The 14,787-nt window shown below is 42.8% G+C and carries 11 protein-coding genes; 8 read left to right on the forward strand and 3 right to left on the reverse strand.

Annotated elements, in window-relative coordinates; translation table 11 throughout:
- Positions 1-44: 44 nt before the first annotated feature.
- Together HMPREF9193_RS01895 and HMPREF9193_RS01900 are read right to left on the reverse strand one after the other, a co-directional pair.
- Entirely contained in the window at positions 45-1,364 is a 1,320-nt protein-coding gene (locus tag HMPREF9193_RS01895) for an extracellular solute-binding protein (protein ID WP_021686352.1), read from the reverse strand.
- Between the two features lie 151 nt (positions 1,365-1,515).
- Positions 1,516-3,171 (reverse strand): AMP-binding protein, encoded by a 1,656-nt coding sequence (locus HMPREF9193_RS01900; protein ID WP_021686353.1) that lies wholly within the window; start codon positions 3,169-3,171, stop codon positions 1,516-1,518.
- A 210-nt stretch (positions 3,172-3,381) separates the two neighbouring features.
- Between HMPREF9193_RS01900 and HMPREF9193_RS01905 the strand changes: the two genes are divergently transcribed.
- The 7 genes from HMPREF9193_RS01905 to HMPREF9193_RS01935 are packed head-to-tail and all read left to right on the forward strand — an operon-like array spanning position 3,382 to position 11,903.
- The gene (locus HMPREF9193_RS01905) at positions 3,382-4,860 is read left to right on the forward strand and encodes a LysM peptidoglycan-binding domain-containing protein (RefSeq protein ID WP_040847227.1); all 1,479 of its coding nucleotides are present in this window, start codon (positions 3,382-3,384) and stop codon (positions 4,858-4,860) included.
- 21 nt (positions 4,861-4,881) lie between these two features.
- A complete protein-coding gene (locus tag HMPREF9193_RS01910; protein ID WP_021686357.1) occupies positions 4,882-5,802 on the forward strand; it encodes a hypothetical protein in 921 nt (306 codons plus the stop codon).
- A 24-nt stretch (positions 5,803-5,826) separates the two neighbouring features.
- Positions 5,827-6,444, forward strand: coding sequence for a hypothetical protein (locus HMPREF9193_RS01915; protein WP_021686358.1), 618 nt, complete (start codon positions 5,827-5,829; stop codon positions 6,442-6,444).
- 41 nt (positions 6,445-6,485) lie between these two features.
- A complete protein-coding gene (locus HMPREF9193_RS01920) occupies positions 6,486-7,103 on the forward strand; it encodes a hypothetical protein (RefSeq protein ID WP_021686359.1) in 618 nt (205 codons plus the stop codon).
- A 39-nt stretch (positions 7,104-7,142) separates the two neighbouring features.
- On the forward strand, positions 7,143-8,297 hold the full coding sequence (locus tag HMPREF9193_RS01925; RefSeq protein ID WP_021686360.1) for a beta-barrel domain-containing protein: 1,155 nt from the start codon (positions 7,143-7,145) through the stop codon (positions 8,295-8,297).
- Positions 8,298-8,301: 4 nt separating this feature from the next.
- The gene (locus tag HMPREF9193_RS01930; RefSeq protein WP_021686361.1) at positions 8,302-9,693 is read left to right on the forward strand and encodes a TolC family protein; all 1,392 of its coding nucleotides are present in this window, start codon (positions 8,302-8,304) and stop codon (positions 9,691-9,693) included.
- 20 nt (positions 9,694-9,713) lie between these two features.
- Positions 9,714-11,903, forward strand: a complete 2,190-nt coding sequence (locus tag HMPREF9193_RS01935) for a peptidase domain-containing ABC transporter (protein WP_021686362.1) — start codon at positions 9,714-9,716, stop codon at positions 11,901-11,903.
- A 98-nt stretch (positions 11,904-12,001) separates the two neighbouring features.
- Here the strand turns inward: HMPREF9193_RS01935 and HMPREF9193_RS01940 are convergent, their stop codons facing one another.
- Positions 12,002-13,156 (reverse strand): iron-containing alcohol dehydrogenase, encoded by a 1,155-nt coding sequence (locus tag HMPREF9193_RS01940; protein WP_021686363.1) that lies wholly within the window; start codon positions 13,154-13,156, stop codon positions 12,002-12,004.
- 227 nt (positions 13,157-13,383) lie between these two features.
- Between HMPREF9193_RS01940 and HMPREF9193_RS01945 the strand changes: the two genes are divergently transcribed.
- Positions 13,384-14,769, forward strand: coding sequence for an aldehyde dehydrogenase (locus tag HMPREF9193_RS01945; RefSeq protein WP_021686365.1), 1,386 nt, complete (start codon positions 13,384-13,386; stop codon positions 14,767-14,769).
- Positions 14,770-14,787: the final 18 nt, after the last annotated feature.

Raw genomic sequence — 14,787 nt, forward strand, 5'->3', positions numbered from 1 at the left:
GGCTTTCGGTAATTTGCCGCCGTGTGTTTGATTTATCAAATCAATTACATTTGTTCGTCTAAAAGAGCTTGTGCACTTTTTTTAAGTTTTGCAACAGCGTCTTTGGGCGAAACGTTGTTCATCATAACGTTTTCAATAGCTTCTTTTATCAGCTGATTTATTTGCCAGCTTGCAGCTCCGTAGTACACGGGTTCTGCGTGTTGCAAGTCGTCCATAAATACTTTGCTGTACGGCATATTTTTAAACAAATCGCTTTCCACCAAGTCTTTTCTCGGCTGAACTAAAGCAACTTTTTCAAGATAATCTACCGGATGGCTTAACAAAAAGGCGATAAAGCGCCACGCTTCTTTTTGTTCGCGCTCGGGAATTTGCGAGTTTACCATGTAGTACTGGAAGTAATAGTTGTTGGTTACGTTTTTTCCGCCTTCAAATATCGGGTAGGGGATTACCATCCAATCGCTGCTGTTGTAAAAGTCGGGATTGGCTTTAAGCATGCGGGCTTCTTGGTATATACCGGACAAGTGCATGGCGATTTCGTTTTTGTCGTTGTCGAACAATTTGCGTGCTGCAGTGTATGTAGGAGAACCGAGGTTTTTACCGTTCGGACCCCACTGGCGCATATATTCGAGCGCTTTTTCCCACGCTTCAGTATTTACAATCGCTTCTTTTCCATCGGCGGATACAACTGCGCCGCCCAATTGAGTTACCATAGGAGTCCATGTAATAAGATAATCGCCGTAGCGGAAATCGAAACCGCGCCGTGTAATAATATCGCCATTTCGTTTAACTATTTTTTCGGATACGTTCATTACGTCTTCCCAGGTTTTCGGATAATCTTTGTCGGGGTCAAGACCTGCGTCGCGGAAGATTTTTTTGTTCAGATAAATACAAAAGTTGTTCAATTCAAAGGGCAATCCGTATACTTTGCCTTTTTTACCTAAAAGGGATCCGTCCGCGTCGGTAACGGGGGCAAGCATATTCGGCATATATAAAGAGGCGATTTCCGAATCTTTTTTTAAGCCGAGTGCTTCCGGGTCTACCGGGGCTACCAAACCTTGTGCCAAAAGCGGAAATGCTTTTTGCAATTCCATATTCCAAATGGACGGAGCGTTTTTTGCCGCATATGCGGTAGGAATTAAATCCTGTATTTTGGTTGAAGGATACACGGAATACTTGATGGTTACGTTGGGGTGCTGCGCCATGTATTCGGCAGCATAACCTTCTTCAAGTTTTTGCCTGTTCGGATCTTCGTGTGTCCACATAATGAGCGTAACCGGTCCGGTTTCTTCTTTTTTGCCGCATCCTACAAAGAGCGCGCATGCGAGTAAAACACTTGCCGTTAACAATATTGTCAGCTTTTTCATAGCTGCCTCCTGAAAATGAAAATTACAGTATAGTATACTCTCGCACGGCGATAAAATCAATGCGCGCTGTGTGCTCTGTGTGTCACTGTGTGTCTACACAGATCTACACAGCATGCAGTGCACGATAGCACCGTTTTTTATGCGTGCACTTTTATTTACCGAGCGAGCGGATTTGTGCGCGGCTTATTTTACCGTTGTGTGTTTTAGGCAATTGTTCTACGAATTCCAAAGAACGCGGGGCTTTGTATAAGGCTGCGTTTTTTTTGGCAAAAAACATCAGTTCTTTTTCCAGATTTTTACTCGCCGTATAGCCGCGGTTTAATACTACAAAAGCTTTTACCGCTTGTCCGCGTTTGGGGTCGGGAACACCGGTTACCGCGCATTCGCAAACTGCCGGATGCTGCGACAGCACCGATTCGACTTCAAAGGGGCTGATACGGAATCCTGAGCTTTTGATTAAATCGTCGGTACGCCCTACAAACCACAGATAGCCGTCGCTGTCGCGGTACGCCGAATCCCCGGTGTGATACACACCGCCTTCGAATACTTCAGCCGTTTTTTCAGGATTTTTATAATAGCCTGAAAACATACCGAGGGGGTGCCCTTTGTCCAGCTGCAAAACGATTTCTCCGGTTTCTCCGGTTTCGCATACGCTGCCGTCGTTTTTAACGATGTCGATACGGTAGCCGGGCGACGGCTTTCCCATAGAGCCGGGTTTTATGGGCGTCCCCGGAAAAGTTCCGGCAGCTAAAGTTAATTCCGTTTGTCCGTATCCTTCGCGCATGGAAATGCCCGTTTTTTGTTTAAAGGATTCAAAAATGTCGGCGCTGAGTGCTTCTCCTGCAGTGGTGCATTCTTCCAGAGAGGATAAATCGTATTCTTCGATGGGCTCGCGAATAAGGTACCGGTATACGGTCGGCGGTGCGCAAAAAGAGGTTAGGCGGTAGTGCGCCATTTTTTCAAGCAATTTGCGCGGAATAAACATGTCCATATCGTAAACAAATACGGCGCAACCGCACAGCCACTGTCCGTAAATTTTACCCCACATGGCTTTTGCCCAGCCTGTTTCGGCTATGCTTAAATGACGGCCGCCTTCTTTAACGTTTTGCCAAAATTTTGCCGTTGCGATATGCCCTAAAGGATATAAAAAATTGTGTGCAACCATTTTCGGATTTCCCGATGTTCCCGACGTAAAGTACAAAAGAGCGGTATCAGTGCCGCAAGGATATTCGTCTTCCTGCGGGGCGGTAAATTCTTCGCTCATATTTTGTCTGACTTTTTCGAATGAAATCCATCCGTCCATTTCGTCGTGCACCCACACCAAAAGCGGTTTTTTGTATACGGCTTCCGCCGCTTTTTGAATTTCCTGCTGCAGTTGTTTTTCCTGTACCGCTATAACCATTTTAATTTGAGCCGATTGTATGCGGTATTCAATGTCGTGGGCAGCGAGCTGTACGGTTGCAGGAACCGCAATGGCTCCGATTTTATGCAGCGCGGGTAAAATAAACCAAAACTCGTAGCGCCTGCGCAAAAACAGTAAAACGGCATCTCCCCGTTCTATGCCCATCGCTGTAAAAAAATGAGCGGTTTTATTGATTTCTTTTGCCAATTGACCGAACGTAAAAATTTTTTCTTCACCGTTGTCGTCGCACCATACCAGCGCTTCTTTACCGGGTGCTTCGCGTGCATACCGATCGATAACATCATAGGCAAAGTTAAAACGTTCGGGCGCTTTAAGCGAAAAGGTTTTTTGTACGGTATCCCAACCGCCGCTTTCGTTAAATGCGGCATAATCTTTGTAAAACATTGTACAACTCCGTTATTATTTAGACAAAAGCTGCAGCAGAAAGTTGCGTATTTGTTAAAATTTAACAAATTTGCGTACCGTTTTGGGCTTTTGTGTAGCATGGCGAAAATTTTTTGAAAAAATTTTAAAAATTTTCCAAATTTTTGTATAACGTGAGCGAATAATATATATACCCGGCACAAAGTGCAGGGCATAATAGGAGGCTTTAAAATGTTCGTAAAGAAAAAGTTGGATTACGCATCGTTTATGATGCCGACAACAGAAAAGCTGGCCAGACACGGCATAAAAGAGCTGAGCTACGAAGAGCTTTTGTTGGTAAACGGCGGACGGCGAAAAAACAGCTGTTCATCGAGCTCAAGCGGTTCGAGCAGCGGCTCAAGTTCCGGCCGTTCGTCCTGTAGTTCTTACAGCGCAGAAAGGCGGCAAAGAAGAACTTATTCGAGCGGGTCACGTTCAAGCGGCAGTTCGAGTTCTTCCTCTGCTGGTTCAAGCTGCAGTTCGTTCGACAGCTGCGGTTCATATGCGAGAAGGAGTTCAGACAACGAAAAAAAGATTTCTTCAAGCAGCCCTTCTTCCGGCGGCTCAAAGGGATGGGGGAGATTCAGTTTTCGTCGCAAAAAAAGTACTTGTTTAAGTTCAAGCGCTTCGCAAGCTTCCGCAACTTCCCAGGACAGTCAAAACTCATCGTTTGGTTCATCTAAAAAAAACTTTTTGAGGGGTTGGGGGAAAAGCTTGTTTGCTAATAAAAACAAAGAAACCTCTTCAAGCAGTGCCCTTCCAGAGTATACGGTACAAAAGGGCGATACGTTAAGCAGCATTGTGCGCAGGCAATATCCGAATGCAAGTGCGCAAGAACTTCAGCAAAGAATAAAAGAAGCGGCGCGGGCGAGCGGCATAAAAAACCCTGACTTGATTTATCCGGGACAAAAGATAATATTCGAGTATGCAACACCGAAACGAGTATATGAAAGCCTGTCGCTTAAGGATTCGGCTCTGAATCTTTTTGGCATGAAAGTGTATAAAAAACATGCAACGACTTATACGGCAGGTTATGTTACCGACAAGCAAGCTGTTTTCGGGGCAGGGCATGCGGGGTGGTTTGTTTCGCGAGGAGACGGGAAATATTCATTTTTTGAAGTAACAGGCTTTAAGAAAAGACTGGAGGCACCGCAAAAAGATTATGCGGGTGATGATAAACGAAGCGGTGATGTTCTCAGTTGTAAACCTCTTAAATTTCCAACTCCCGGCAGCGCAGAGTCTATGGGTAGAGAACCTTATGCTGGTGTTTTACGTAGAGATTTTGACAGTAGAGAAGAAATGATTGACTATCTTGCGAGGGTCGGAAAGTACGAGGGTTTTGATAAAATAGTAGAGTTTGATATAACGGAAGAACAAAGTAAAACTATTTTGGCTAGATCTGTTGCTTACGGAGAGCAATACGAAGGCTACGAACCGAACACAAGCTGCGGTGTTTTCGGACGAGAGCTATTGACTTCTTCGGATGCCGGCATAGGCTATGCGGATGGAAAATTTTTACAAGCTGCGGCAAATGCAATGGTGCACTTGTCGCCTCTTGGACCGGCAACGGCAGCTGCCGTGTATGCTGGAAGAAGTGCTTTTAATACAATGCCGAATACGATAGGATGGGGGTTGCAGCTTGCAAATACTTGTACCGTAACGGAATTTTAAAAAATAAAAAGGGGTTGTATTATGAAGTACCGTAATTTGCTTTGGGTAATAGTGGTGAGTGTATTGTTTGTTTCATGCCGGCACAAAGAATATCCGCGTGAAAGCGGTATGATTTTTTATGATGGCTGGACAGACGGCTTATGGATCGGCGATCAAAAAGTAGATATGGAACCCTTAGAACAGCAAAGCGAAGAAAAGCTTTTTAAGAATTTATTTTTTGATACCGGAGCTCAAAAACTATGGGCATGGTTTTTAACAAAAGACAACACTACGCTTTATCTAGCAAATATGACGGACGGAAAATATAGCCCGCAAAAAGAATTAACAGTTTCAACATTTGAAGGACGGCAAGCCGTATCGGTGTGTGCATATAACGATACGGCTGTCGTCGATTATTCATGGAGCAACTATCACTATACGGGGTTATTCGGCTTTATTGATTTGCGAACGGGGAAGCAAAGAATTATTGATATACGTCGGACAATGGAAAATTTGAAGCCGCATTGCTGCCTTACACTTGGCTATGACGGAAAGCGGATTTTTTTTGAATACGGCTGGTACGACATGAAACAAGAAGCATACTATAAGTATCCTGTGCTGTACCGGCCTATGCATTACTATTCTGCATTGTATGAACCATTGGTGTGGGAAATAAATCAAAGAGACGGTATAATCCGCGAGTACAATGTGGAAACGCATTCGTACACGAATAATGATTTAGTACTGAAAGAATTAAAAGGGGCAGGCTGGTGCAAAATATACGGTGAACCGGATGCTTTGTATGTCGGCATTGCGGCACGGTTTCAGTTTGATTTTTTGGCAGGCGGACCTGTAAAAATGCTTTGGTACAAATTCGACCGAACAAACAAAACGTTTACCAGAATTTATTCACCGCACAAATGGGCACTTATTTTAGGCCGCATAAAGCAAAAAAGGTTGTAAGAAAAATTGACAAACGGGAATTCTATGAAAAAAAACAGAGTATTGCTATTTTTACTTATGATGACAATGTGGTCATTTGCTGAGGATGTAAAAATAATAAGGGTAATGACCGACGGTAGGGAAGTTGCAGAATACTACCCTGCTGATACTGAAACGCTGACGATATTTGATTCGGCCAGTAACGGGTATAGGACACAGGATATTCGCGGTTTGGAAAATCTGAAAAACTTAAAAGTTTTGGATTTTCAAAAATTAGCTTTTCTTAAAAATTATAATTTCCTTAAAAAGATAACAAGTGTAGAAGAGTTGTATTTTGGTTCGGTACATTTTTCCGATTTTTCCGTTTTATCCGGTATGACAAAATTAAAAAAACTGGAACATCATGGTTATATATCGAAAGAAACTATAGAACAGATATATTCAAAAGGCTTGGATTTTTCCTTTTGCCCGGATTTAGAATTACTCGTTTTAGAGCCTGTAAAAGAGTATTTTGATTTTATACCGGATATAAAAGTGTCGTCTAAAAAGATTTGGCTGCGGATGTACAATCAACCGATAACACGTAATAAACTGAATAAACGGGAGAAAAAAATAATAGAGCGGTTTTTAAAAGTGACTCTTTTTCGTGAATGGGAAACCTAAAGATCTTTGTACCGCTTAATAAGCAATAATAGGAGCGCTGTATGAAAAAAAGTAAGATATTGCTATTTTTACTTATGATGACAATGTGGTCATTCGCGGAGGATGTAAAAATAACACAGGTAATGACTGACGGCACGGAAGTTGTTAAATACTATCCTGCTGATATCGAAAAGATAGTTATTTTTGATTCGTATAAAAACAGTTATCAAACGCAGGAAATCAGAGGTTTGGAAAACTTAAAAAACTTAAAAGTTTTGGAATTTCAAACTTTACCATCCCTTAAAAACTATAATTTTCTTAAAGAAATGACGAGTGTTGAAGATTTATATTTCGACCGCGTATATTTTTCCGATTTTTCTTTGTTAACCAATATGACAAAATTGAAAGCATTTAAGCACCGTGGCTATATAGCAAATGAGTCGGTAGAAAAAATATATTCGGAAGGCTTGGATTTTTCTTTTTGCCCGAATTTGGAATTGCTCACCTTGGATCCCTGGGAAAGATATTTTGAGTTTGTACCCGATATAAAGGTGTCGTCTGACAAGGTTTGGCTGCGTATGGAAAATCAACCGGTGACGCGTAATAGGATGAGTAAACGGGAGAAAAAAATAATAGAGCGATTTTTAAAAGTAACTCTTTTTCATGAAAATGCCGGATAATAAAGTCCGGGTAAGAATAAAAAGTAAAAGGGGCTGCCTATGAAAGAACCTGTCGTACTCATTCCGATAGACCAGTTGTCGTACAGTCAGGAAATTTTATTGTATGAAGAGCCTAAAATACTTTCGCTGACGATATGGATTATTGCGGTGCTGTTGAGTGCTGCGGTGTGCTGGGTTGTGTTCGGCAAAATGGAAGAAGTGGTACGCGGCAAAGGGCTTATCCGTCCCATATCGAATATATCGCAAGTAAAAAATGCCGTTGCAGGCGAAATTACCGGCTTGTACTATCGTCCGGGGCAACAGGTTGAAAAGGGTGATTTGCTTTTACAAATAGATTTCCGTTCTCTTCAAGCAAAAGAAGATGCGCTTAAAGTAAATTACGAAAAAACACATTTAAAAATTATCGGTTTAAAACAAATCGAAGAAAGTTTTTACAGCGGTACGGAAAAAATCGATGCGCACAATAAAGTTGCTCTTACCCGCTTTGAAGCGTACAAAACTCAAAAAGACTTGTTGCAAAAAAAATATATGCTCAGCGAAAAAACATGGCAGGAAGCTTTGCATATGCCGCAAGAATCGATTACGCCGGTAAAAGTGCGCGAACTTGAGTACGCAAAAAATATTGCCGCACTGAATATGGAAGCGCATGATAGCGCTTTTATAAAAGATATCAGCAGCGAATATACACAAAGTTTTATTGAACTTGAAGATTTAAAAAGCAAATTGGAACAAGTGCGCCAAAGCTTAAAAAATGCTTCGGTGTATGCGCCGATAGGCGGTACGGTGCAGGAAATCTCTTCGCTTAACAAAAGCGATTATCTTTTTGCCGACCAAAAAATATTAAATATTGTGCCGGCCGGAAGTGCGGAGTATCGCGCAGAATTAAAAATTCCTGCGAAGATGAGCGGTAAACTGCAAAAGGGAATGAAAGTAAAATTGCGTTTTCCTGCTTTCCCTTTTCATGAATTCGGCGGTGCGCAAGGGGTAATTACTTCAATTGACCCTGATGCGTCGGCGGACAGCCGCGGCGCTTTTTATTTTACTGTTTTGGTTGATATAAACAAAGCTTTTTTGCAGGATAAAAAAAAGAATTCTTATCCTATAAAAAGCGGTTTGGAAGTGGAAAGCCGGATTATTTTAAAAGAGCAAACGGTTTTGTGGTATATCTTAAAAAAGTTTGATTTATTGTGGTAAACGTATGATAAAAAAAAGTGCGCTTGTATGTTTGTACTTTTTATGCGCCCAATTCCTTTTTTCTGAAGAATACGACTGCGAAAAATTGATTGAAAAAGTTTTTGAAAAAAGTCTCGTGTATAAAAGCGCCGTGCTGCAGTACCGCAGTGCACTTCTTGCACTTGTTCCCGAACGTTACGGCAAGGCGATGCAGCCCTTTGCCGATTTAGCTTATAAAAGCGGCGTACCGTCGGGAGACGAAACTTCGCGCCAATCGCATACTTTTAAAACAGCGTTTGCCGTAATTCAAAACATTCCGGGAGGAATTTCGATACAGGGAGAAGCCACCAATTTTTTTCAAATCGATACCGCACTTGAAAAACCTAATCAATATGAATTTTCAGCCTCACTGGGCGTAACAAGTCCGCTTTATCCAATTGCTCCGGATATACTTCCGTATGCCGTAGAAAGCGAATTACAAAAAACAAAAGTCGGTACCGATATTGCACAAACCGAATTCGCCCTTGCCGAAAAGCGCATACGGGCGCAAGCAGTGTCGGTTGTCGGCACCTATATGCTTTTAAAAGAGCGGCTTGCTTTGGAAGAAAAGCGGCAAGAATTAACCAAAGCGCAAGAAGAAGCCGACGGGAAATTGTGGATTATGGGAGCTTTGTCAACATTTGATATGTCTGAGCGAAGCACCAAACGTTACGAAGCTTATCTTGATGTATTGCGTTTAAAGCAAAATTTTTACAATGCAAAATATGCTTTGTATGAATTGGGCTTAAGCGAAACCGATGTTCCCGAAGATATCGATGTGTGGATACGATTTTGGGAAAACTACGTAGCAGAAAAACAAATACAAAACGGTTTGGAAGAGCGCCTTGAAAACAAAAAACTGACGCTGAACTTTTATACGGCATCGCAGCAGCATTTAGCATCAATTCCTAAATTAAACTTTTCCGCATCAGCTTCTCCGGTGTCGCGCACATCCGGTTCTCCCGATATGTTTGAGGCAAGCGGCGAATATTGGCGCAATACCTTTCAGTGGAATTTTAATTTTACGCTGAGCGCCCGGATTGCACTTTCGCCCGTAGCACAGGAGTACCGCCTTAATAGGGTTTTTAACAATGTATACGATATGTATAAATTGTCGCAAATGCAGCAGCGCTCCAAATGGATTTTAAAAAAAGAACAGTACGAATTTAATTTTCAATTACTTGCCGATTTAAAAGAAAAAGCAGACCGGGATAAATTTGATAAACGCAATAAACTGATTACGGCGAATACTCTTTTAAAAGACGGATATGTAACGCAAAACGGGTTTGAATACCAAAAACTGAATGCCGAACTTGCCGAAAACGCATACCGCGAAGTACGCTTGCGTTGTATTGTGGCGGCACTGAACGGGTATTAAAAAAGTGTAAAGGGGACTATATGGAACTGGTGCAGGTAATATTAAGCCGGCGCACGGTTGTGTTGCAGCACGATGAAAGCGATTGCGCCGCCGCATGTCTTGCTTCCATTTGTAAATACTACGGCAAGCGAATTCCCATAAGTACTATCCGCCGCCTTGCCGGTACCGATCGGGAAGGGACGTCCGGCTGCGGTATTATGCGCGGTGCAAAAGAATTGGGTTTTTCCTGTAAAGGTGCGGCTTGTCCTGACAAAGAAGTGGGCTCAAACATTATGTATCCTTTTATTGCACACGTAAAAGCAGACCGTTTGGACCACTATGTAGTTGTGTATAAAATTAAAAACGGTAAAGCATATATCGGAGATCCTGCGTTCGGTTTTAAAATCATTTCGACGGAACGCTTTAAAGCATTGTGGACGGGCGTGTTTTTTATTGTAATGCCGCTTGAACGTTTTGAAAAAAATAAAGATACGGATACGAGTTTAGTGCGCTTTTTTAAGCTTTTGCTGCCGCATAAAAAAACGCTTGCCGAAGTAATTGTCGCTAGTATTTTTTTAAGCATATTGGGAATTGCCAGTGCTTTTTATTTTCGGTTTTTAATAGATGAGATTTTGTATACGGGCGTAAAGCTTACTTTAACTCTTTTTTCGTTAGGCTTTGCGCTGATTATCGTATTTCAAAGCTTGCTTACCTTTGCGCGTAATCAGCTTATGCTGTTTATGGGCAGCAAAATAGACGCGGCGCTGATGTTCACTTATTTTAGACATATACTGCGTCTCCCGATGGATTTTTTTACGTCCAGAAAAACCGGTGAAATTTTGTCGCGTATAAACGATACTTCTACAATTCGTCATGCCGTTTCGTCGGCGTCGTTGTCGGTGGTGATGGATTCGCTGATGCTGGTAATCGGCGGTGTTTTTTTATTTATATTCGGCGGAAAGTTACTGATAGCAGCAATTATTCCCGTTGTGCTGTCGGCAGTTTTAGCGTGGCTTTTTTTTAATCCCTACGAACGGATGCTCAGGGTAAAAGCGGTTATAGATGCGGACAAACAGTCGGTTATGGTGGAACACATTAACGGGATTGCAACGATAAAAATACTTTCAAGCGAAAAACTTGCCTTTGAACGCACCGAAGTAAAAATCGTCGATTCGGTTAAAAAAGGTATAACGCTGGGTACTTTGGGAAATACTGAAAACGTATTGCATACGTTTTTGTCGCAAAGCGGTACTCTTGCCGTGTACTGGCTGGGAAGCCTTGCCATTTTAGCAGGCACTATGAGCTTGGGACAGCTTATTTCGTTTGTGCTCTTGTCCGGATATTTTTTAAATCCTTTGGGGCGTTTGTTGACTTTGCAGCCGGCATTGCAGGAAGCGGCGGTTGCAGCAAATCGTTTGGCTGAAATTTTGGATATTCCCGAAGAAAATGTCAATTCCGGAACCGTTATAAAAGAAGAATTGAGCGGCGTTATAAAAATCAATAATCTTTCTTTTGCGTACGGTACAAGGGGTAATACGCTTGAAAAAATAAACATGGATATTCAAGCGGGGCAGCGCGTAGCCTTTGTCGGCTCTTCCGGTTCGGGGAAAACAACGCTTACAAAGCTGTTGATGAAATTTTACAATTACGACAGCGGCGAAATTTTTATAGACGGTATTAATTTAAAAGACTTTGAAACTTCTTATTACCGCAAAGCAATAGGGTATGTGCCGCAGGATATTTTATTGTTTTCCGGCACTGTAAAAGAAAATATCCGCTTCGGCTTGGCACACCTTAGCGATGAAGAAGTGTATGCTGCAGCGAGAGCTGCTTTAGCTGACGAGTTTATATCGAAATTACCCGATCGGTACGATACAATGGTCGGTGAACACGGGGCGACGCTTTCCGGCGGAGAGCGTCAACGGATTGCCTTAGCCCGTATTTTGCTGCGTAAACCGCGTATTTTGATTTTAGATGAAGCTACGGCGAGCCTCGATTCGGTAACCGAGCGCTCGATTATGAAAACCGTAAATGAATTAACCAGGGATATAACAACCGTCATCGTTGCGCACCGTTTGTCTACGATAGCGCACTGCGATAGCATTTTTGTTTTTGAGCAGGGACGTGTTGTAGAAAGCGGTACGCACGAGCAGCTTATAAAAGCAAACGGTGCATACAAAAAACTGTGGGATGCGCAGCAAACGGAAAGCGGAATTAAAGAGCTGCGATAATATAACAGCTTTTAATTCCGCTTTAGATGGTTTAGCCGGTTTAAGGCAAGCCGTTGAACGGCTTTGTTTAGCGCCTTAAACTGCGGTTGCCGGACGCTTTAAAAGTCGATTTCTTTTCCGTAGTAGGAAGCAAGGTAAATCTTTTTAATGTCTTCCGGAGAAGTTTTTCTCGGATTGGTTAAAGTACAGGCGTCTTCAAAGGCGCGCTTGCTCATTAAGTCCAATACGCTTAAGAATTTATCTTCGGGGATTACCGTGTTTTTTCCTTCTTGGATGGTTTTGGTAATACCGACTTTTCTATTCAAATCCCAAATAGCGCGCGGCAAATTGTCGATACCTAAAGCGCCTTCCAATTTGCTGTACCGGTCGGTTCCTTTCCGGTTGTATTCAATGATGTACGGCAGCATAATGGCATTCGCTTCTCCGTGCGTTAAATGGAATTCACCGCCGATTTTATGTGCCATAGAGTGGACAATGCCCAGCGAACAATTGCTGAATGCAATGCCGGCAACGGTTGAAGCAGTGTGCATTTTGCCGCGCGCAACCATATCGTTTCCGTTTGCAACAGCCCGCTCCAAGTATTCAAATACAAAGCGGATTGCTTCCAATGCGTAAGGGTCGGTATAGTCATCATGGGCTGTGGAAACATAGGCTTCTATAGCGTGCGTCATAACATCCATACCTGTTTGAGCGGTTACTAAAGGCGGCATTTTTGCAGGAATTCTGTCGTCGACGATGGCAATATCCGGTATAATGTCGGGACTTACCAGAGGATATTTGATGTTTTTGTCCGGATCCGTAATAACCGAAAAAGCAGTTATTTCCGAAGCCGTGCCCGAAGTTGAAGGAATACCGATCAGCTTTGCTTTGGTGCGCAGTTTGGGAAATTTAAAAGCTACCAAATCGTCGAAATTATAGTTCGGATATTCGTAATATACCCACATAATTTTAGCGGCATCCATAGCCGAACCGCCGCCCAAAGCTATAATCCAATCCGGACCGAATTCCGCCATTTTAGCGCCGCCGTCTTTACATGTTTTAACGGATGGGTCGGGTTCCACCCCGTCAATGATTTGCACTTGCATGCCGGCTTTTTCCAAATGTGTTTTAGCTTCATCGATAAAGCCGAAACGTTTCATCGAACTGCCGCCCGTTACAATTGAAGCTTTGCTGCCTTTTAACGTCGATAAAAATTCCAGTGCACCTGCTCCGTGCACAATCCTGTTGGGAATGCTGAATGTTGCGTAACTCATAGAGTCTCCTTTAGCTTACGCTGTATAAATTTTAAAATAGCGGTTTGTGCGTGTGTTTTATGCCATATCCGCTATAACTTTATCGATAGTATTATAACTATATTTTTTGATTTAGTAAAGCCCTCTGCGGCTTTGTTTTTGCCCGCTTCTTGCCGCGCACTTTCGATGTGTGCCGCACCGCCGTGTCGCACTTGACTTTGCAGCGCGTACGGTATTATGCTTGATTTATGAGTAGAACAGCCGAGTTAATAGAAATGCAAAAAGCGTATTTTGCCTCAGGCGAAACGCTGGACATTGAATTCCGTAAAAATCAGCTTAAAAAGCTGTACAACGCAATAAACGAAAACAAACAACAGATTATCGGCGCTTTGTATACCGATTTGCACAAAAGTCCGTTTGAAACATATGAAACCGAAATCGGCATCGTGCTTGAAGAAATACGGTTTTTAATTAAACACCTTCGTGCTTGGGCAAAACCCAAAAGAGTGCGCACGCCGATATCTCTTTTTCCCTCGTACGGTACAACCTACTTTGAACCTTACGGGCGTGTACTCATTATGTCGCCGTGGAACTATCCGTTTCAGCTGGCAATGGAACCGCTTGCCGGCGCGCTTGCGGCAGGAAACTGCGCATTAATAAAACCGTCGAATTATTCTTATGCAACGTCGGCAGTAATACAAAAACTGATACGTTCGATTTTTCCTGAAAAATATGTTGCTGTTGTTGAAGGCGGGCGTGAAGCCAATGCGGATTTGCTTGAAAAGCAATTCGACTACATTTTTTTTACCGGCGGTACAACGGTAGGCCGTTTGGTTATGGAAGCCGCAGCGCGCCATTTAACGCCGGTGAGCCTTGAATTGGGCGGAAAAAGCCCGTGCATTGTGGACGAAAGCGCCGACATCGACTTGGCTGCCCGTAGAATTGTGTGGGGTAAATATTTAAATGCCGGGCAAACCTGTGTGTGCCCCGATTACGTGCTTGCTCACAAAAGTATAAAAAAACAGCTTGTGAAGCGCATGAAATATTGGATTTTTAAACACTACGGACAAGATCCGCTGGGAAGCGACGATTATCCTGCCATAATTACCGAAAAACATTTTGATCGCTTATGCACTTTAATTGACGGAAAAAATCCTGCAAACGGAAAGCGTGTGTGCGGCGGTGAATATAACCGGCAAAGCAGAAAAATCGCACCTGCAATACTCGAAGATCCGGATCCTGCTTCCCCGGTAATGAGCGAAGAAATATTCGGTCCGGTTATGCCGGTTCTTGAATTTTCCGATTTGGAAAGTGTGCACAGTTTTGTAACAGCGAGGCCGCGCCCGCTTGCGCTGTACTTTTTTTCTTCAAATAAAAAAAATATACGTTTTGTAGTAAAACACATTTCTTACGGCGGAGGCTGTATAAACGATACTATCGTGCATTTGGTTCCGCCGCGTTTGCCGTTCGGCGGAGTGGGTAACAGCGGCATGGGGCAATATCACGGTAAAGCAAGTTTTGATACGTTCAGCCATATTAAATCGGTTTTAACGCGCGGCACGGCAATCGATGTTCCGGTGCGCTATCCGCCTTACGGTACAAAACTTTCGCTTTTGGAAAAACTGATTAAATAAAGTTTGGGGCTTGGCACA

The organism is Treponema lecithinolyticum ATCC 700332 (genome assembly GCA_000468055.1).
Lineage (GTDB): Bacteria > Spirochaetota > Spirochaetia > Treponematales > Treponemataceae > Treponema_C > Treponema_C lecithinolyticum.